General features: G+C 66.5%; 16 protein-coding genes and 2 tRNA genes. 10 read left to right on the top strand and 8 right to left on the bottom strand.

Features of this window, described 5'->3' with window-relative positions:
* Window positions 1-68: 68 nt before the first annotated feature.
* From KIT86_RS20195 to mfd, 3 genes are read right to left on the bottom strand one after another with little or no spacing between them, the layout of a single operon-like run.
* A complete protein-coding gene (locus KIT86_RS20195) occupies window positions 69-626 on the bottom strand; it encodes a redoxin domain-containing protein (RefSeq protein WP_297401696.1) in 558 nt (185 codons plus the stop codon).
* An 8-nt stretch (window positions 627-634) separates the two neighbouring features.
* Complete coding sequence (serB, locus tag KIT86_RS20190) at window positions 635-1,360, bottom strand: phosphoserine phosphatase SerB (protein ID WP_297401694.1); 726 nt, start codon at window positions 1,358-1,360, stop codon at window positions 635-637.
* Window positions 1,361-1,365: 5 nt separating this feature from the next.
* The gene (gene mfd / locus KIT86_RS20185) at window positions 1,366-4,848 is read right to left on the bottom strand and encodes a transcription-repair coupling factor (protein WP_297401692.1); all 3,483 of its coding nucleotides are present in this window, start codon (window positions 4,846-4,848) and stop codon (window positions 1,366-1,368) included.
* Window positions 4,849-4,967: 119 nt separating this feature from the next.
* Between mfd and ispD the strand changes: the two genes are divergently transcribed.
* On the top strand, window positions 4,968-5,690 hold the full coding sequence (ispD, locus tag KIT86_RS20180; protein WP_297401690.1) for a 2-C-methyl-D-erythritol 4-phosphate cytidylyltransferase: 723 nt from the start codon (window positions 4,968-4,970) through the stop codon (window positions 5,688-5,690).
* Window positions 5,687-6,190, top strand: a complete 504-nt coding sequence (gene ispF / locus KIT86_RS20175; RefSeq protein ID WP_297401687.1) for a 2-C-methyl-D-erythritol 2,4-cyclodiphosphate synthase — start codon at window positions 5,687-5,689, stop codon at window positions 6,188-6,190. The genes ispD and ispF overlap by 4 nt, the downstream gene beginning before the upstream one ends.
* On the opposite strand, the gene KIT86_RS20170 is transcribed toward ispF, so the two are convergent.
* Window positions 6,174-7,577 carry a sensor histidine kinase gene (locus KIT86_RS20170; RefSeq protein WP_297401685.1) on the bottom strand — a complete coding sequence of 468 codons (1,404 nt, stop codon included), beginning with the start codon at window positions 7,575-7,577 and terminating at the stop codon, window positions 6,174-6,176. The genes ispF and KIT86_RS20170 overlap by 17 nt on opposite strands.
* Entirely contained in the window at window positions 7,577-8,308 is a 732-nt protein-coding gene (gene ompR / locus KIT86_RS20165) for a two-component system response regulator OmpR (protein ID WP_291121876.1), read from the bottom strand. The genes KIT86_RS20170 and ompR overlap by 1 nt, the downstream gene beginning before the upstream one ends.
* 169 nt (window positions 8,309-8,477) lie before the next feature.
* Between ompR and KIT86_RS20160 the strand changes: the two genes are divergently transcribed.
* Together KIT86_RS20160 and KIT86_RS20155 are read left to right on the top strand one after the other, a co-directional pair.
* A complete protein-coding gene (locus KIT86_RS20160) occupies window positions 8,478-8,771 on the top strand; it encodes a hypothetical protein (RefSeq protein ID WP_297401682.1) in 294 nt (97 codons plus the stop codon).
* Window positions 8,772-8,869: 98 nt separating this feature from the next.
* Window positions 8,870-9,520 carry an SIMPL domain-containing protein gene (locus KIT86_RS20155; RefSeq protein ID WP_297401697.1) on the top strand — a complete coding sequence of 217 codons (651 nt, stop codon included), beginning with the start codon at window positions 8,870-8,872 and terminating at the stop codon, window positions 9,518-9,520.
* Window positions 9,521-9,634: 114 nt separating this feature from the next.
* Here the strand turns inward: KIT86_RS20155 and KIT86_RS20150 are convergent, their stop codons facing one another.
* Window positions 9,635-10,405, bottom strand: a complete 771-nt coding sequence (locus tag KIT86_RS20150; RefSeq protein ID WP_297401680.1) for a 3-hydroxybutyrate dehydrogenase — start codon at window positions 10,403-10,405, stop codon at window positions 9,635-9,637.
* Between the two features lie 92 nt (window positions 10,406-10,497).
* Here KIT86_RS20150 and KIT86_RS20145 point away from each other — a divergent pair, with 92 nt between their 5' ends.
* The 4 genes from KIT86_RS20145 to phaR all read left to right on the top strand — a co-directional run bounded on the left by KIT86_RS20145 (window position 10,498) and on the right by phaR (window position 14,666).
* The gene (locus tag KIT86_RS20145; RefSeq protein ID WP_297401678.1) at window positions 10,498-11,418 is read left to right on the top strand and encodes an alpha/beta hydrolase; all 921 of its coding nucleotides are present in this window, start codon (window positions 10,498-10,500) and stop codon (window positions 11,416-11,418) included.
* Between the two features lie 21 nt (window positions 11,419-11,439).
* On the top strand, window positions 11,440-13,764 hold the full coding sequence (locus KIT86_RS20140) for a bifunctional (p)ppGpp synthetase/guanosine-3',5'-bis(diphosphate) 3'-pyrophosphohydrolase (RefSeq protein WP_297401676.1): 2,325 nt from the start codon (window positions 11,440-11,442) through the stop codon (window positions 13,762-13,764).
* 63 nt (window positions 13,765-13,827) lie between these two features.
* A tRNA-Val gene (locus tag KIT86_RS20135) sits at window positions 13,828-13,904 on the top strand.
* 219 nt (window positions 13,905-14,123) lie between these two features.
* Complete coding sequence (phaR, locus tag KIT86_RS20130) at window positions 14,124-14,666, top strand: polyhydroxyalkanoate synthesis repressor PhaR (protein WP_297401674.1); 543 nt, start codon at window positions 14,124-14,126, stop codon at window positions 14,664-14,666.
* Here phaR and KIT86_RS20125 read toward each other — a convergent pair.
* A complete protein-coding gene (locus KIT86_RS20125) occupies window positions 14,656-15,426 on the bottom strand; it encodes a DUF72 domain-containing protein (RefSeq protein ID WP_297401672.1) in 771 nt (256 codons plus the stop codon). The two genes, phaR and KIT86_RS20125, sit on opposite strands and share 11 nt — an antisense overlap.
* Window positions 15,427-15,576: 150 nt before the next feature.
* On the opposite strand from KIT86_RS20125, the gene rimO reads away from it, so the two are divergent.
* A complete protein-coding gene (gene rimO, locus KIT86_RS20120) occupies window positions 15,577-16,968 on the top strand; it encodes a 30S ribosomal protein S12 methylthiotransferase RimO (RefSeq protein WP_297401670.1) in 1,392 nt (463 codons plus the stop codon).
* A gap of 161 nt (window positions 16,969-17,129) precedes the next feature.
* Here rimO and KIT86_RS20115 read toward each other — a convergent pair.
* A tRNA-Leu gene (locus KIT86_RS20115) sits at window positions 17,130-17,214 on the bottom strand.
* Window positions 17,215-17,260: 46 nt separating this feature from the next.
* On the opposite strand from KIT86_RS20115, the gene rnr reads away from it, so the two are divergent.
* Window positions 17,261-18,978, top strand: a 1,718-nt coding sequence (gene rnr / locus KIT86_RS20110) for a ribonuclease R (RefSeq protein ID WP_297401667.1), incomplete at its 3' end; no start/stop codon positions are given.

The raw sequence follows: 18,978 nt of genomic DNA, 5'->3' as shown, positions 1-18,978 counted from the left end.
ACAAGGTGATGGCCGCGCTGAAGGCCCAGAGCCACCACGTCAAGCGAGCGGGCGGCTGAGCCTTTGGATCAGAACAGCCGCGCCCACCACAGCCGCAGCCGCATGCCGATCTCGCTGGTGTAGCCGGCCGTGGGCGCGCGCAACTGGCCCTGGGCGTCCACCACCACGAAGGCGGGCACGGCTTTGAAACCGAGCTGGCGGGCGATCTGTCCGCGCGCATCGATGGCCGTGACCCAGGGCAGTTGCCGCTGCGCCAGCACGCGGGCCACGGCGTCGGCCTGGCCGGATTGCATGGCGATGGTGAGCACCGGCCAGTCCGCCGACAGCCTGGTCACGCTGTGCTCTTCTGTGCGGCAGATGGGACACCACTCGGCCCACACATGCAAGGCCACGGGCTGGCCGGGGTGGTCGGCGCGCCACTGCGCCAGGGTGGTGCTGCGCTGGCTGCCGTCCGGCTGCACCAGGACGAGGGCCAGCTCGGGCGCTGGGCCGCGCGGCACGTCGCGCGTTTGCCAGGCCTGTACGCCCAGCAGCACGGCCAGCAACAGGCCCAAGGTCAGCAGGTGGCTCTTCCACCGACGGCGCAGCGATTGCGCGAAGCGGGCCAGGCGTGGCGGCAGGACCATCCGGGTGTTCAGCGCAAGACTTCGAGGAGGCGGTCGAGCCCGCCTTCGTTGATGGCCACCATGGCCTGCGCGCGCACGGCGGGCTTGGCGTGGTAGGCCACCGAGAGGCCGGCCACGCCCATCATGGGAAGGTCGTTGGCGCCATCGCCCATGGCAATGCACTGCGAGGCCTCGATGCCCAGCAACGAGGCCACTTCGAGCAAGGTGCGGCGTTTCTCGGCGCCGTCGCAAATGTCGCCCCAGGGTTGGTCCACCATGTGGCCGGTGAGCTGGCCGCAGTTGGGGCCGCTTTCCACTTCGAGCACGTTGGCGCGCGTGAAGTCGATGCCCAGTGTGTGGCGCACGCGCTCGCTGAAGAAGGTGAATCCACCCGAAACCAGCAGCACCTTGAGGCCGGCGGCCTTGCAGGCGCTCACCAGCTCGGCAGCGCCCGGGTTGATGCGCAGGCGCTCGGTGTAGACCTGCTCCATGTCGGCGATGGTCACGCCGCGCAGCAGCGCCACGCGCTTGCGAAGGCTGTCCTTGTAGTCGGTGATCTCGCCGCGCATGGCGGCTTCGGTGATGGCGGCCACCTCGGCCTTCTTCCCCACGGCATCGGCGATCTCGTCGACGCATTCGATGCTGATGAGCGTGGAGTCCATGTCGAAGGCGATGAGCTTGAAGTCGCTGAGCTTGAGTGGAGGGGTGAAGCCCTGGACGGTGAGACCGGGGGCGAATTCGGTGGCGGTGGTCATGTTGGTCACGCTGTTTCAGGATTCTTGTGGGGCTGGCCGAGCGAGCGCAGCACATCGCGCACCAGCTGCACGCGGTCCTTCACTTCGGGCAGGGCGCGCTCGATGCGCAGCTTGTCGTTGCCGGCGAGCTTGATGTGGCGGTTTTTCTGGATCAATTCGATGATGCGCATCGGCTCGAACGGCGGATTGGCGCGGAAGGTGATGTTCGTCACGCCCGGTGCCGCATCGACCTTGACGACACCGTAGGGTGTGCTGATGCAGCGCAGGCGGTGCACGTCGATCAGCGTCTGCGCCTGCGGTGGCAGCTTGCCGAAGCGGTCCACGATTTCTTCGAGCAGGGCATCGACCTGATCGGTGTTTTTCGCGGTGGCCAGCTTCTTGTAGAACGACAGGCGCAGGTGCACGTCGCCACAGTAGTCGTTGGGCAGCAATGCGGGCGCGTGCAGGTTGATGTCGGTGGTGACCGACAGGGGCGAGAGCAGGTCGGGCTCGCGCCCGGCCTTGAGGGACTTCACGGCTTCCGACAGCATCTCGTTGTAGAGCTGGAAGCCCACCTCCAGCATGTTGCCGCTCTGGTTTTCGCCCAGCACCTCGCCCGCCCCCCGGATCTCCAGGTCGTGCATGGCCAGGTAGAAGCCGCTGCCGAGTTCCTCCATCTGCTGGATCGCGTCCAGCCGCTGTGCTGCCTGTTTGGTAAGGCCTTCGATGTCGGGGACCATCAGGTAAGCGTAGGCCTGGTGGTGGCTGCGGCCCACGCGCCCGCGCAGCTGGTGCAGCTGCGCCAGGCCGAACTTGTCGGCGCGGCTCATCACGATGGTGTTGGCCGTGGGCACGTCGATGCCGGTCTCGATGATGGTCGAGCACAGCAGCACGTTGAAGCGCTGCGCCACGAAGTCGCGCATCACGCGCTCGAGTTCGCGTTCGGGCATCTGGCCGTGTGCAATGGCGATGCGCGCCTCGGGCAGGATCTCTTCGAGCTTCTGGCGCCGGTTCTCGATGGTCTCGACCTCGTTGTGCAGGAAGTAGACCTGGCCGCCGCGCTTGAGTTCGCGCAGCACGGCTTCGCGGATCACGCCGTTGCCCTCGTTGCGCACGAAAGTCTTGATGGCCAGGCGGCGCTGCGGCGCGGTGGCGATCACGGACAGATCGCGCAGGCCTTCGAGCGCCATGCCCAGCGTGCGCGGGATCGGCGTGGCGGTGAGCGTGAGCACGTCGACCTCGGCGCGCATCGCCTTCATCGCCTCCTTGTGGCGCACGCCGAAGCGGTGTTCTTCGTCGATGATGAGCAGGCCCAGGTCCTTGAACTTCACGCTCTCGCTGAGCAGCTTGTGCGTGCCGACCACGATGTCCACCGAGCCGTCGGCCAGGCCCTTGGCCGCGGCGGTGATTTCCTTGGCCGATCGGAAGCGGCTCATCTCGGCCACCTTCACCGGCCATTTCGAGAAGCGGTCGGACAGCGTCTGGAAGTGCTGCTCGGCCAGCAGCGTGGTCGGTGCAAGGAAGGCCACCTGGCGCCCGCCGGTCACGGCGACAAAGGCGGCGCGCAGCGCGACCTCGGTCTTGCCGAAGCCCACGTCGCCACAGACCAGGCGGTCCATGGGGCGCGGGCTGATCATGTCCTGGATCACGGCGTGGATGGCGGCGCGCTGGTCGGCGGTTTCCTCGAAGCCGAAGTCGTTGGCAAACACCTCGTAGTCTTGCGCCGAGTAGCGGAACGCATGGCCCTGGCGCGCGGCGCGGCGGGCGTAGATGTTGAGCAGTTCGGCGGCGGCGTCGCGCACCTGTTCGGCGGCCTTGCGTTTGGCCTTCTCCCACTGGCCGCTGCCCAGCTTGTGCAGCGGCGCCTCGTCGGCGCTCACGCCGGTGTAGCGGCCGATGAGCTGCAGCTGGCTCACCGGCACGTAGAGCACGGCCTTGTCGGCGTACTCCAGGTGGAGAAACTCCTGCAGTGCAGGGGTGCCGTCGGGGTTCTTCTCCCCCATGTCCATGTTGACGAGGCCCCGGTAGCGGCCAATGCCGTGTGCGTTGTGCACCACCGGGTCGCCAAGATTGAGCTCGGACAGGTCCTTGATCAGCGCATCGACGTCGCTGACCTGTTCCTGTTTTTTGCGCCGCCGCGTGGTGGGGCCGGCGGCAAACAGCTCGGTTTCGGTGACGAAGTCGATGCCGTCGTCCAGCCAGGAAAAGCCCACCGCGAGCGCGGCGGTGGCGATGCCGGTTTTTTCATCGCTGGACTGGAACTCGGCCAGCGAGTCGAAGGCTGGCGGATGGACGCCGCTGGCGCGCAGGAAGTCCAGCAGGCTCTCGCGTCGGCCGTCGCTCTCGGCGAGCAGCAGCACGCGGTGCGCGGTGTTGCGCAGATGGGCCTGCAGGCGCGCCAGCGGGTCTTCGGCGCCGCGCACCACGGACAGGTCGCCCAGCTTCTGAACGTGCGCGCCGTGTTCGATCTCCTGCTGCGCCGGGCGCACCACGTACTGGGCATGCTGGTTGGCGCGGGTGTAAAACTGCTCGGTGCCCAGGAACAGGGCTTCTGGCGGCAGCACGGGACGTTCGGGGTCGCCGCGCAGCAGGCGGTGGCGGTCCTTGGTGTCCTGCCAGAAGCGCTGGAAGGCGGGCTCCAGGTCGCCGTGCAGCACCACGGTCGCGTCCGCGCCGAGGTAGTCGAACACGGTGGCGGTGTCGTCAAAGAACAGCGGGAGGTAGTACTCGATGCCGGCGGTGGCCACGCCGTTGCCGATGTCTTTGTAGATGCGGCTCTTGGTTGGATCGCCTTCGAGCAGTTCGCGCCAGCGACTGCGGAATTTGGCGCGCGCCGCGTCGTCCATGGGGAATTCACGCCCGGGCAGCAGGCGCACCTCGTTGACCGGGTACAGGCTGCGCTGGCTGTCCGGGTCGAACGTGCGGATGCTGTCGATTTCGTCGTCGAACAGGTCCACCCGGTAGGGCACCAGGCTTCCCATGGGGAACAGGTCGATCAGGCCGCCGCGCACCGCGTACTCCCCGGGACTCACGACCTGCGTGACGTGCTGGTAGCCCGCCAGCGTCAGCTGGCCCTTGAGCCGGCTCTCATCGAGCTTTTGCTTGACCTTGAAGTGGAAGGTATAGCCCGCAAGAAAGGAGGGCGGGGCGAGCCGGTACAGCGCGGTGGTGGCGGGGACGAGCACCACGTCGGCGCCCGTTTCCTTGTCGCGCTGCGAGATGCGCCACAACGTGGCCAGGCGTTCGCTGATCAGGTCCTGGTGGGGCGAGAAGGTGTCGTAGGGCAGCGTTTCCCAGTCGGGAAAGAGGGCGCAGCGCAGACCCGGCGCGAAGAAGGCCATCTCGTCGATCAGCCGCTGCGCGTCGTTGGCGTCGGCGGTGACGATGGCGGTAAGCCGGCCGGCGGCTTTCTCGCGCTCGCCCAGCTGGGCCAGCATCAGGGCGTCGGCCGAACCGCCGGGATGCGGCACGGTGTGGCGTTTGCCGGGGGTGAGTTTGGGCAAGTCCATGGAAGATGGAAGGGCGTGCGGAGTGGACTTGAGGGCGTGGTGGGCCAGTGCGGCCATGACGAACACCCCCGACCAGGCGGGCGGGGGTGTGAGGCCTGATTTTAGAATGCACGCACACCATGCCCCATGCCGACACCGAATTGACCCGCCCCGGCGCTCCCCGATGCCATGTGCTGCTGCCCTGCGCGGGCACCGGCACCCGGGCCGGCACCGCGATGCCCAAGCAGTACCAGCCGATCGCGGGCCAACCCATGGTGATGCACACGCTGGCAGCTCTGCGCGCCGTCGCGCGCTTGCAGACTTGCCTGGTGGTTGTTGCGCCCGGCGATGATTTCTGGACCTCGACGCCTGTGGGCACCACGCTGGCGCGCTGTGGGGGCGCCACCCGCGCCGAGACCGTGTGCAACGGCCTGCAGGTCTTGCGAGAGCAAGGCGCTTCGGCGCACGACTGGGTGCTGGTGCACGACGCCGCGCGCTGCCTTGTCACGCCGGCCCAGGTCGATGCCTTGATCGACGCCTGCTGGAACGATGCCGTGGGCGGCCTGCTGGCGCTGCCCTTGCCCGACACGCTCAAGGCCGACATCGGTGGTCGCGTGGCGGCCACCGTCGAGCGCGCCGACAAATGGCTGGCGCAGACGCCCCAGATGTTCCGACTGGGCGCGCTGCAAGCCGCGCTGGCGGCCACGGCGCCCAGCGGCTTTGCTGGCGTGACCGACGAGGCCAGTGCCATGGAGATGGCCGGCCACCGGCCGCTGCTGGTGCGCGGCAGCGCGCAGAACTTCAAAGTCACCTATCCCGAAGACTTCGCACTGGCCCAAGCCGTGCTCAGGAGCCGCTCATGAATGCCTTCACCCTTCCCCCTTTGCGCATTGGCGAGGGCTGGGATGTGCATGCTCTGGTGCCCGGGCGGCCCCTCATCATCGGCGGCGTGCGCATTCCCCACAGCCAGGGGCTGCTGGGGCATTCCGATGCCGACGTGCTGCTGCACGCCATCACCGATGCGCTGCTGGGCGCGGCGGCGCTGGGCGACATTGGCCGCCATTTCCCCGACACCGACGAGCGATTCAAAGGCGCCGACTCCAGCGCGCTGCTGGCCGAGGCGGCGCGCCGGGTGCGCGAGGCGGGTTTTGACATCGGCAACATCGACAGCACCGTGATCGCGCAGGCGCCCAAGCTTGCCCCTCATATCGCCGCCATGTGCGAGGGCATTGCCCGCACCCTGGGGCTGGCGACCGGTCAGGTCAACGTGAAGGCCAAGACGGCCGAGAAGATCGGCCCTGTGGGGCAGGGCCTGTCGATCGAGGCGCGCGCGGTCGTGCTGCTCGTCAAGACGGCGCCTTGACGAGTTTCATGTGGGCCGCAAGGCCTCCGGTGCTGCTGTTGGCCAGCGCGAAGCGGCCGCCCATGCGCGCGATGGCACGGTCCACGATGGCCAGGCCCAGGCCGGTGCCGGTGGCCGCGCTGCGGGAAACGTCGCCCCGGTAGAACGGCTGGGTCAGCTGCTCAAGCTGTTCCGGATTGACGCCTTGCCCGTGGTCGCGCAGCTTGACCAGCACGTCGTCGTCCTTGGCCTTGGCCGCGATGTCGATCTTGGCGATGCCGGTTTCCGGGTCGCGCCCGTAGCGCATGGCGTTCTCGATCAGGTTGGAGAACACGCGTTGCAGCTCCACCGCGTCGCCCATCACGGCGGTGTCGCGCGGGATGTTGGTGGTGATGTAGGTGTTCGGGTCCTGGCCGACCGAGAAGATCGCGGCATCCACCACCTGGTTGAGGCTCACGCGCTCGGGCTTGAGGTGGTCGGGGCGGGCGTAGTCGAGGAACTTGTCGATGATGGCGTTGACCTGGTCGATGTCGGCCGCCATGTGCTCGCGCGCCTGGGCGTCGTCCACGCTCATCTCGGTTTCCAGCCGCAGGCGGGCCAGCGGCGTGCGCAGGTCGTGCGAGATGCCGGCGAGCATCAAGGCCCGGTCCTGCTCGATCTTGGAGAGCCGCTGGGCCATGCGGTTGAAGCCGATGTTCACCTCGCGGATCTCGCTCGTGGCCACGGCCTCGTTGAGCTGGCTGGCGTTGAAATCGCCCTCGCGCACCCGGCTGGCCGCGAACGAGAGTTTCTTCAGCGGCCGGTTGATCAGGCGGGCGATGAGTGCCGCGCCCGTGAGCGAAAGCAGGGCGGCGGTGCCGAGCCAGATCAGCCAGGTGGTGCCCGCCACCGGGCCGATGCGAGAGGGGTCGGTGAGCAGCCAGTAGGGGTCGCCGTCAATGGTGAAGCCGATCCACAGGCCTGGGGCGCCATTGACCTCGCGCGCCACCAGCGTGTCGGGGCCCAGGCGCCCGCGCAGCCGCTCGGCCACGTTGCGGCTGAGCGCATCGGTGTTGTAGAGGCGGAAGGTGTCGGTCGGCTCACGCGGCGCGATGCGCAGGCCTTCTTCGCTGGCCAGGGTCTTGATCAGCGAGACCCGGGCGATGGCATCCGAGTGCACCAGGGCGGCCCGGCTGAGGTTGACCAGCGAGGCCAGCTGGTTCGCGCTTTGCAGCGCCCGCGGCTCGTACTCCAGCGCGCGAAAGGTCTGCAGCCAGGCGACGGTGCAGCCGACCAGCAGCAGCGCCAGAAAGAAGAACGTGCGCCAGAACAGGCTCACGCCACGCGATGGACGCATGTCCAGCGGGGCGGGCGCTGTCTCCAGCGAGGCCGGCTGGGTCTCGAACGGAACGCGGGACTCGTCGGACATCAGGCATTGCCATCGGGCACGAACACGTAGCCCACGCCCCAGACGGTCTGCAGGTAACGCGGCGAGGCGGCGTCTTCCTCGATCAGCTTGCGCAGACGGGAGACCTGCACATCCAGGCTGCGGTCAAAGGGCTCGAACTCGCGGCCGCGCGCCAACTGGGCCAGTTTTTCGCGGGACAGTGGCTGGCGCGGGTGGCGCACCAGGGCCTTGAGCATCGCGAACTCGCCGGTGGTCAGCGGCAGGTCGGCTCCTTCTTTGCGCAGGGTGCGCAGGCTCAGGTCGAATTCGAAGGGGCCGAACTTCACCACCTCCTGGTCCTGCGAGGGCGCCCCCGGCACCTCGGTGGGCGGGCGGCGGCGCAGCACGGCATGGATGCGGGCCAGCAGTTCGCGCGGGTTGAAGGGCTTGCCCAGGTAGTCGTCCGCGCCTACCTCCAGGCCCACGATGCGGTCCACATCCTCGCTCTTGGCGGTAAGCATGATGATGGGGGTGCGATCGCCATTGGCGCGCAGGCGGCGGCAGATCGAGAGGCCGTCTTCGCCCGGCATCATCAGGTCGAGCACGATGATGTCGACCGAGTCGCGTTGCAGGACCCGGTTCAGAGCCTTGCCGTCTTCGGCCAGCATGACCTCGAAACCTTCCTGCATGAGGTAGCGGCGCAGCAGGTCGCGGATGCGCACGTCGTCGTCGACGACCAGCACTTTGTTGGGACGGACAGTGGTTTGTGGCATGGGAGCAACTTCCGTTAAATGTAACAAACGCGATTGTGGCAGCGCCAAGTGCTTGTCAGCACTCATTTTTTATTTTTATGACACGCTGTTACAGATGTTGCCCGCATTCTCGTCGGCTTCACCTCGCCCACATCACACAATCGGCGAATTGACCATACTTGAGTGCACCATGAAATCGTATCTGTCGAGTGGTTTGTTGCTAGTCACGCTGGGTTCGGCCTTCGCCGCACCGGGCGACCAGCGCGTGCATCCGATGCCTTCGGATACACCGGTGGCCGTCATGCCGATCTCGGCCGACGAGGGCGACCCACGCAGCACGATGCGCTTGCGCGATGCGCTGCGACAGCCTTTCGATGACATGGACGACAGCCGCAAACCCTACCGACTCTCGGTGGAAGAGCGCCAGCGTCTGCGCGAACAGCTTCGCGACCAGCCGCATCACGACTTCAAGTTCAAACCATGACCCTGTCTTCCTCGCGTCGTCTCTCCGGTTCCTCCCTTTCCTCCCGCTTCTTGCTCCCTTCCGTTCTGGCCCTCGGGCTGGGCCTGAGCGCTTCGGCAATGGCCCAGGTCACCACACCCGCGCCCGCCAACGTGGTGAACATCGCCGCCAGTGGTTTCCTGGAGGTGCCTCAGGACTGGTTGAGCATGAGCCTGAACACCACACGCGAGGGCAGTGACGCCGTGACGGTGCAGAACCAGCTCAAGCAGGCGCTTGATGCGGCGCTGGCGGTGGCCCGCGCCAATGCCAAGCCTCAGCAGCTGGAGGTTCGCACGGGCCAGTTCAGCCTGTACCCGCGCTACAGCAGCAACGGCAAGATCAACGGCTGGCAGGGCAGCACCGAGCTGGTGCTTGAAGGGCGGGACTTCGCCCTCATCAGCGCCACTGCCGGCAAGATTCAGACCTTGACCATGTCCGGTACCAGCTTCTCGCTTTCGCGCGACGCGCGCCGCAAACTCGAATCCGACGTGCAGGCGCTGGCGATCGAACGCTTCAAAGCGCGCGCGGACGAGGTCAGCAAGGGCTTCGGCTTCTCCGGCTACAGCCTGCGCGAAGTCAACGTGAGTTCGGCCGACCAGGAAGTGCGCCCGTTCCAGCCGCGCGCCATGGCCATGGAGGCCAAGGCCGCGATGTCAGATGCGGCCGTGCCGGTGGAAGCCGGCAAGTCCACGGTCAACGTCACCGTGTCGGGCTCGATCCAGCTGAAATAGACCGCCGCGGCGCCTGAGGCGGCGCAGTCCGAGGTCCCGTGCAATGGGCTTTGCCCGCCCGCGGGTGCCACCCCCTCGACGGCGGGCGTGCGAAGCGGGTCGGGATTGCTGCCGTTACTGGGCGGCCCAGCCGCCGTCCATGTTCCAGGCCACGCCCCGCACATTGTTGCCGGCCGGCGAGCAGAAGAACACCGCGAGCTCGCCCAGTTCTTCGGGCGTGGTGAACTGCATGGACGGCTCTTTTTCGCCCAGCAGTTGTCGGGTGGCATCCGCGTTGGAAATCCCCTGCGCCGCCGCCTTGGCGTCCACTTGCTTCTGCACCAGGGGGGTGAGCACCCAGCCCGGGCAGATCGCATTGCAAGTCACGCCGGTCGTGGCGTTCTCCAGGGCGGTGACCTTGGTCAGGCCCACGATGCCGTGCTTGGCCGCCACGTAGGCCGACTTCTCGGCTGAACCCACCAACCCATGCACCGACGCCACGTTGATGATGCGGCCCCAGTTGGACTTGAGCATCGAGGGCAGGGCCAAGCGGGTGGCATGGAAGGCGCTGCTCAGGTTGATGGCGATGACCGCGTCCCAGCGTTCGACGGGAAAGTCCTCCACGCGCGCAACGTGCTGGATGCCGGCGTTGTTCACCAGAATGTCCACCTGGCCGAAGGTGCTGGCTGCGAAGGCCATCATGGCCTCGATCTCGGCGGGTTTGCTCATGTCCGCCCCGTGGTAGGCGACTTTGGCGCCCAGGGCCGCAATTTCCGCCTTGGGGCCTTCGGCATCACCGAAACCGTTGAGCACGATGTTGGCACCCTGGCGCGCCAGGGCCTTGGCAATGCCCAGGCCGATGCCGCTGGTGGAACCGGTGACGAGGGCGGTCTTGTTGGCAAGCATGAAGTGAACTCCAGTTCCAGTACGATGGGTTGAAAAGCGCTGAAAGGCATTATCACGGACGCTCCCAGGCGCCCGCTTCGCACTGTCACACCATGCAAGAACCGAACCTCCAGTATCTTCCCGTCGCCGGGCCGGCGGCCCGCACCGGCGAGCCGCGCCGCATGGCTTATTGGGACTGGGCCAGCGCCTCGGGTGATCAACGCCATGTGGTGGTCTGCGTGCACGGCCTCTCGCGTCAGGGGCGCGACTTCGACACCCTGGCGCGCACGCTGGTCGAACGCTGCCGCGTGATCTCCGTCGATGTGGCCGGGCGGGGCCATAGCGACTGGCTGGCCGACCCCATGGCCTACCAGTTGCCCACCTATGCGGCCGACTTGTCGGCCCTGCTGGTGCATCTGCGCGCGTCGAACCCCACGGCCGTCATCGACTGGGTCGGGACCAGCATGGGTGGCCTGATCGGCATGGCGATCGCGGCCCAGCCCGCGCTGGCCCCGCGCCGGCTGGTGCTCAATGATGTGGGGCCGGCCATCCAGTGGGAGGCGCTGCAGCGCATCAGCACCTACCTGGGGCAGAACCCCTCGTTCGACAGCGAGCAGGCGGCCCTGGACTACCTCGCCTCGATTTCCACCGGCTTCGGTCCCCACACGCCAGCGCAATGGCGAGCGCTGTCCTTGCCGCTGCTGCGGGAGCGCGAGGGGCGCTGGTGGTTGCACTACGACCCAGCGATCGCCATGCCGGTCAAGGCCCTCACCGGCATGGCCGACGAGGCGCAGGCGCGCCAGATGGCCCGCGACGGTGAGGGCACCCTCTGGCAGCTGTACGACGCCATCTCCGCGCCGACGCTGCTGCTGCGTGGCGGGCAGTCGGACCTGCTGTCCGAAGCCACCGCCGTCGAGATGGGGCGGCGCGGTCCCAGGGCGCGATGTGTGGTTTTTGAGGGCGTGGGCCACGCGCCGACGCTGGTGGCCGATGATCAGGTGGCCGCCGTCCGGGACTTCCTCTGGTCCGATTGAGCGGTGGTTGTTGAGCGATTCATGAAACGTGTGATTTCCCCGACCTCGTCCGAGGCCTCCAATGCGGCCCCCCTGATCGAGCGCGCGCCGGGCGTGCCCTCGGCCATCGTGGCGGCCACTTCCGACAGCCTGCCCAAGCAGGCCAACGCACTGGCCCGTGCCCGCGCTTTTGCGGAACCTTTGCTGTGCAGCGAGCAGCTCGATACCGGCGAGAACACCCTGGCGCACGCCGATGCCGTGGCCGGCGTGCTCCACGACATCGGGGGCTCCGAGGCCATGCAGGCGGCGGCGTACCTGGTGTATGCCTGCCAACACCTCAACCGTCCGCAAGAGGTGATTGCCAAGGCCTTTGGCGACAACTTTGCCGCCCTTGCCCTGGAAACCACGAAGCTGGTGCAGCTGCAACGCCTGGCCCGGATCAAGTCCGCCGAAGTGTTGGCCAAGAAGGAAGAGGAACGCCAGGCGGCACAGGAGCAGGCCCTGCCCGTGACCACGCCGGGCAAGGCGCCGGTGTCCGAACTGGCCGCGAGCCAGACCGAGAACGTGCGCAAGATGCTGCTGGCCTTCTCGCGCGATTTGCGTGTGGTCATGCTGCGCCTTGCCTCTCGGCTGCAGACCCTGCGCTACTTCGCTGCCTGCAAAGGCGAGCCCGGCGACGCGCTGGCCAGCGAGTCGCTGCACGTGTTCGCTCCGCTGGCCAACCGCCTGGGCATCTGGCAGATCAAATGGGAGATGGAAGACCTGGCGTTCCGCTTCCTGGAGCCGCAGACCTACAAGCATGTGGCCCGCCTGCTGGACGAGAAGCGGGCCGAGCGCGAGGCCCACGTGGAGCAGGTGCGCCAGCATCTCGAGGCAGAGCTGCAGCGCCAGGGCGTGTCCGCTTCCGTGCAGGGGCGGCCCAAGCACATCTACAGCATCGTGAAGAAGATGCGGGGCAAGTCGCTGGATTTTGACCAGGTGTTCGACATCCGCGCGCTGCGTGTGATCGTGCCCGACCGCGACGATTGCTACACCGCACTGGCCCATGTGCATGCGAACTATGTGCCCGTGGCCGACGAGTTCGACGACTACATCGCCAAACCCAAGCCGAACGGCTACCAGTCGCTGCACACGGTGGTGCGCGATGAGCAGGGCAGGGCCTTCGAGATCCAGATCCGCACCCAGGCCATGCATGACCACGCCGAGCACGGTGTGGCCGCGCACTGGGCTTACAAGGAGGCGGGTGCCAAGGGTTACGCCGGCGTCTCGGCCAGTTCGGAGTACGACGCCAAGATCGCCGTGCTGCGCCAGCTGCTGGCCTGGGAGCGAGACCTGAGCGGCACCGCGCAGGGCCTGTTCGACGATCGCATCTACGTGCTCACGCCCGACGCGGCCATCGTCGAGCTGCCCCAGGGCGCCACGGCGGTGGACTTCGCCTACAGCGTGCACACGGACCTGGGGCACCGTTGCCGTGGCGCGCGAGTCGACGGCGCCATGGTCACGCTCAACACGCCCTTGCAGAACGGGCAGACGGTGGAAATCACCGCCTCGAAGGAGGGGGGGCCGTCGAGGGACTGGCTCAACGCCGAGCTGGGTTATCTCGTCAGCCACCGGGCCAAGAGCAAAGTGCGCGCGTGGTTCAACGCCCAGGCGATGGAAGAAACCATGGCGCGCGGGCGCGAGGCGGTGGAAAAACTGCTGCAGCGCGAGGGCAGGACGGCGCTGAAGTTCGACGACCTCGCCGTGTCCATGGGACTGGCCTCCGCGCAGGAACTCTTTGAGCAGGTGGGCAAGGACGAGCTGTCCTTGCGGGCCATCGAGACCCACTTGCGACCGCCCGAGCCCGAGGCCCCGTCCGAGATGCCTGTGTGGCTGAAGAAGCCGCGCAAGTCCTCTGGCCAGGCCAGCGGGGGGGTGCTGGTGGTCGGGGTGGATTCGCTCATGACGCAACTGGCCAAGTGCTGCAAGCCCGCGCCGCCGGACGACATTGGTGGCTTCGTGACGCGTGGCAAGGGGGTGAGCATCCACCGCGCCGATTGCAGCGACTTCGCCCACCTGCAGCGCAAGAACCCGGACCGGGTGATCGAGGTGCAATGGAGCGGTCAGGCCGCCCCCGATCGCGATGGCCGCGCGGCCGTGTACCCGGTGGACGTGGCCATCGAGGCGCAGGACCGCCAGGGACTTTTGCGCGACATTTCGGACGTGTTCGCTCGCGAGAAGATGAATGTGATCGGGGTGCAGACCCAGTCGGTCAAGGACGTGGCCTGGATGACGTTCACCATTGAGGTGTCCGACGCCCGGCAGGTGCTGCGCGCCATGTCCGTGGTGGGCGATGTGCCTGGCGTGCGGGTGGTGCGCCGCAAATGATCTGGCGGGGTGGCCGAAAGCGGCCTGGAACACTGCTATACTGCGAGGCTTCGAATCGTTTGTAGGCGCGTAGCTCAGCTGGTTAGAGCACCACCTTGACATGGTGGGGGTCGTTGGTTCGAGTCCAATCGCGCCTACCAAACTTCTTCGGGGTCAACCAGGCCCCGGAACAGAAAGCAGACCACGCCGTCTGCTTTTTTTTCGTCTGTTTCGTGCCAAACGGGACGGATGCTGTCTCACAAGGGGCTTCGCACAGGGAAAACCCATGCTTGCGGCCCAGGAACGGGTTTCTAGAATGTGCCGTATCCTTCCCTCAGACGACGGCCCTTCGATGCCCGTCCCTTCCTGAAAGTCCTGCAGTGCAAAAAACCAAGGCCGGTAGCGGCAGCGAGCGTGCGCCCGCCGTGCGTGTGATCAAGAAGTACCCGAACCGGCGTCTCTACGACACCGACACGTCGTCGTACATCACGCTGGCCGAAGTGAAGTCGCTGGTCATGGACAACGAGCCCTTCGTGGTGCGGGACGCCAAGACGAACGACGACCTCACGCGCAGCATCCTGCTCCAGATCATCCTGGAAGAGGAGACGGCGGGGGTGCCCATCTTCACCGAACAGGTGCTGGCCAACATCATCCGCTTCTATGGCCATGCCATGCAGGATTTCATGGGCGCCTACCTGGAGAAGAACGTCCAGATTTTCATGGACCTGCAGCACAAGATGGCCGAGCAGTCCACCGGCGTGAACCCGGAAGCCTGGAAGCAGTTCATGAATGTTCAGTCGCCCATGATGCAAGGCATGATGGGGACGTACCTGGAACAGTCTCGCACCGCCTTCACGCAGATGCAGGAGCAGATGCAGAAGAACAGCGAGCAGATGCTGGCGGCGTTGGGACTCAAGCGCTGAGTTTCGCCATTCGTTTTGTCAGCCGCAGCGCGTCGTCGCACGCGGCTCCCTTCGCGGTGTTGTCGAAGATGCACCAGACGTCGGTGGCGGCCGGCCAGCGCATCAACGCCCTGGCCTTGGCGTCAAGCCAGTCGTCGTCGTAGGCCGACCAGTACACGCGCGGCGAACCGTGCCAGCGGTGGTAGACGACAGCACCTTGTCCGTCGCGGTGTTCGCCGAGCCAGCCGCCAGGCTCTCCAGCGCCGGGGTGTCTGGGCGGGTCTGCGGCCACGCGCCCAATGTGTTCGTCCTCCAGCAAGCGTTGGGCCCGCCCGGTGAACCAGGAGGCGTGCCTCGGCTCGCAGACGATGGCGCCAGAGAACGCGGTGCGCACCGAGCGAAAGAAGCTGCGTGCTGCGCTGACATCCAGCGCCAGGGAGGGCGGCAATTGCACCAGCAGCACCGCCAGGTGCTCGCCGAGTCCCGCCAGAGAAGCCACGAAGGCGGCCACCTCGGCGCGCGGCGTCATCAAGCGATCTTCATGGGTGAAGGCCTTCGGCAGCTTGACGGAGAAGCGGAAACCGCCTGGGGTCTGGGCCGCCCAGCGAGCGAACGTCTCCGCGCGGTGCGTGCGGCTGAAGGTCGTGTTGACTTCCGTGCAGCCGAGCACCCGGGCGTAGCGCTCCAGCAGTGCACCCTCACCGGGGAATGCGTCGGCCACCGCGCGCGGCAGTCCCCAGCCGGCGGTGCCAATGTGGAGCGAGGGCGTGTTGGGCGTCATGCCTGAGGTTTGGCAATCCGCGTGCCAGAACCGCGCACGCCGCGCCGACCGTTGCGGGCGAAGGTCATGGAAGGCATGGCAAGCTGGCTGGACGCGCCGCCTTACAATAATGGACCACGCTCTTCAGCCAGGTAGCCCGGCGGAATCCAAATGGAAACAATGACTTACGACACCGCCCCCGCCGCCAAGACACCCAAGGTCGGGTTCGTCAGCCTGGGTTGCCCCAAGGCGCTGACCGACTCCGAACTCATCCTCACGCAGCTCAGCGCCGAGGGGTACCAGACCTCCAAGACCTTCGCTGGTGCCGATCTCGTGATCGTCAACACCTGCGGCTTCATCGACGACGCCGTTCGCGAGAGCCTGGACACCATCGGCGAAGCCCTGGCCGAGAACGGCAAGGTGATCGTCACCGGATGCCTGGGCGCGCGCGAAGGCGAGGGGGGCGGCAACCTGGTGCGGCAGATGCACCCCAGCGTGCTGGCGGTGACCGGGCCGCATGCCACGCACGAGGTGATGACGGCGGTGCATGAGCACCTGCCCAAGCCACACGATCCATTTGTGGATCTGGTGCCACCACAAGGCATCAAGCTCACGCCGCGCCATTACGCCTACCTGAAGATCAGCGAGGGCTGCAACCACCGTTGCACGTTCTGCATCATCCCGTCCATGCGCGGCGACCTGGTGAGTCGACCGATCGGCGACGTGCTGACTGAGGCGCGCAAGCTCTTCGAGTCTGGCGTGAAGGAGTTGCTGGTGGTCAGCCAGGATACTTCCGCGTACGGCGTGGACGTGAAGTACCGCACCGGCTTCTGGGACGGCAAGCCGGTGAAGACGCGCATGTTCGATCTCGTGCGCTCGCTGGGCGAGCTGGCACGAGGCTATGGCGCCTGGGTGCGCCTGCACTATGTCTACCCGTATCCGCACGTGGATGAGATCATTCCGCTGATGGCCGATGGCCTGTGCCTTCCTTACCTCGATGTGCCGTTGCAGCACAGCCATCCCGACGTGCTGCGCCGGATGAAACGGCCAGCCAGTGGCGAGAGGAACCTGGAGCGCATTGCACGCTGGCGCGAGCTGTGTCCACAGATCGTGGTGCGAAGCACGTTCATTGCGGGCTTTCCGGGGGAGACCGAAGCCGAGTTCGACCATCTGCTCGATTTCGTGCGCGAGGCGCGCATTGATCGCGCCGGGTGCTTTGCGTATTCGCCTGTGCCGGGCGCCTCGGCCAATGAGTTGCCGCACGCCGTGCCCGATGCCGTGCGCGAAGAGCGTCGCGCGCGCTTCATGGCGGTGGCCGAAGCCGTGTCGGCCGAGAAGCTGCGGCAGCGCGTGGGCGCGACCATGCAGGTGCTCGTGGATTCCGCGCCGGGCCTGGGCAAGAAGGGTGGCATCGGACGCAGTTACGCCGATGCGCCGGAGATCGATGGGGTGGTGCGGCTGCTGCCGCCGGAGAAGATCAGCAAGACCATGAAGGTCGGCGAATTCACCAAGGCCCGTGTGGTCGCGGCCCAGGGACACGACCTCCTGGCGGTCCCGGTTTGACGGTGGCGCCGATGGCCGGATCGAACACCCTCTGGCCACATCGGGTGCTTCAGAATGTGAAGCAGTTCAGCGGCGAACGCAAAGCCTGCTTGCAGGCTTTGCATCTTGATAAGGCAAAAGAAAAGGGCTTGCAAACATCACGTTTGCAAGCCCTTTATGATTGGTGCCCAGGAGAGGACTCGAACCTCCACGATGTTACTCGCTAGTACCTGAAACTAGTGCGTCTACCAATTCCGCCACCTGGGCTTTCAGGAAAACCAGAAGTATAGCAGAGAAAAAAGCGATCCCAAAAGTGAACGAAAAAAACAGCCTGTTGGCCGAATACGAAGGTGTCGTTTCCGGACATCGTGATGGACACGGTTTCGTGATCCGCGACGATGGCCAGGCCGATATCTACCTGCCCTCCAACGAGATGCGTGCGGTGTTGCACAAGGACCGCGTCAAGGCGCGCATCGTGCGGCTGGACCGCAAGGGGCGCCCCGAAGGGCGCGTGACCGAAATCGTCGAACGCTCCGATTCCCCCATCATTGGCCGCCTGTTGCAGGAGAGTGGTGTCTGGCTCGTCGCGCCCGAGGACAAGCGCTACGGACAGGACGTGCTGATTCCCAAGGGTGCCACCGGGTCGGCCAAGCCTGGCCAGGTCGTGGTGGTCCAGCTGACCGAGCCGCCCGCGCTGTACGGGCAGCCGGTGGGCCGCGTGAAAGAGGTGCTGGGCGAGATCGACGACCCGGGCATGGAGATCGAGATCGCGGTGCGCAAGTACGGCGTGCCCCATGAGTTCTCCGATGCCGCGCTGGCCCAGGCGCGCGCACTCCCCGACCACGTGAGAGCCGCCGACCACAAGCATCGCGTGGACCTGCGCGACGTGCCGCTCGTGACCATCGACGGCGAAGACGCACGCGACTTCGACGACGCCGTCTACTGCGAGCCGGCCAAGGTCGGAAAAGGCAAGGGCTGGCGCCTGCTGGTGGCCATCGCCGACGTGAGCCACTACGTGGAGACCGGCTCGCCGATCGATATCGATGCCTATGACCGGGCCACCTCGGTCTACTTCCCGCGCCGCGTGATTCCCATGCTGCCGGAGAAGCTCTCCAATGGCCTGTGTTCCTTGAACCCCGGCGTGGAACGCCTGTGCATGGTGTGCGACATGCTGGTCAACGCCAAGGGGGAGGTCCATGCGTATCAGTTCTACCCGGCGGTGATGTTCAGCCATGCGCGCTTCACGTACACCGAGGTGGCCGCGATCCTGCAGAACACCCGCGGGCCGGAAGCCGCGCAGCGCAAGGCGCTGGTGCCTTACCTGCTGAACCTGCACGACGTGTACCGCGCCCTGCTGTTGGCGCGCGGGGAGCGCGGCGCGGTGGATTTTGAAACGACCGAGACGCAGATCGTGTGCGACGAGTCGGGGCGCATCGAGAAGATCGTGCCGCGCACGCGCAACGATGCGCACAAGCTGATCGAGGAAGCCATGCTCGCCGCCAACGTGTGCTCGGCCGATTTCATCCAGGAGGGCAAGCACACCGGTCTGTACCGCGTGCACGAAGGCCCCACGCCGGAAAAGCAGGAAATCCTGCGCAACTACCTCAAGGCGATGGGCGTGTCGCAGACGATCGGCGACAACCCCAAACCAGGCGACTTCCAGGCCATCGCCAATGCCACCAAGGACCGCCCCGAAGCCCAGCAGATCCACACCATGCTGCTGCGCTCCATGCAGCAGGCGATCTACACGCCCATCAACAGCGGCCACTTCGGTCTTGCCTTCGAGGCCTACACGCACTTCACGAGCCCCATCCGGCGCTATCCCGACCTGCTGGTGCACCGGGTGATCAAGGCCATCCTGGCGCGCAAGCGCTACGAGCTGCCGAACCTGCCCACGCCGGGCGAAGCGCACGCCAAACTGAGCAAGCGACTGGCGAGCCGCGTGCGGCCCCCGGTGGCGGGCGAGGTGGTGAAGAAGCCGTCGGCCGACACGCTGGCCTGGCAGGCCGCTGGCCTGCACTGCAGCGCCAA

This window comes from Hydrogenophaga sp. (genome assembly GCF_026125825.1).
Classification (GTDB): domain Bacteria; phylum Pseudomonadota; class Gammaproteobacteria; order Burkholderiales; family Burkholderiaceae_C; genus Hydrogenophaga.
The sequence above is the reverse complement of the archived record's forward strand: the minus strand, read 5'-3'. Positions and strand labels throughout refer to the sequence as shown.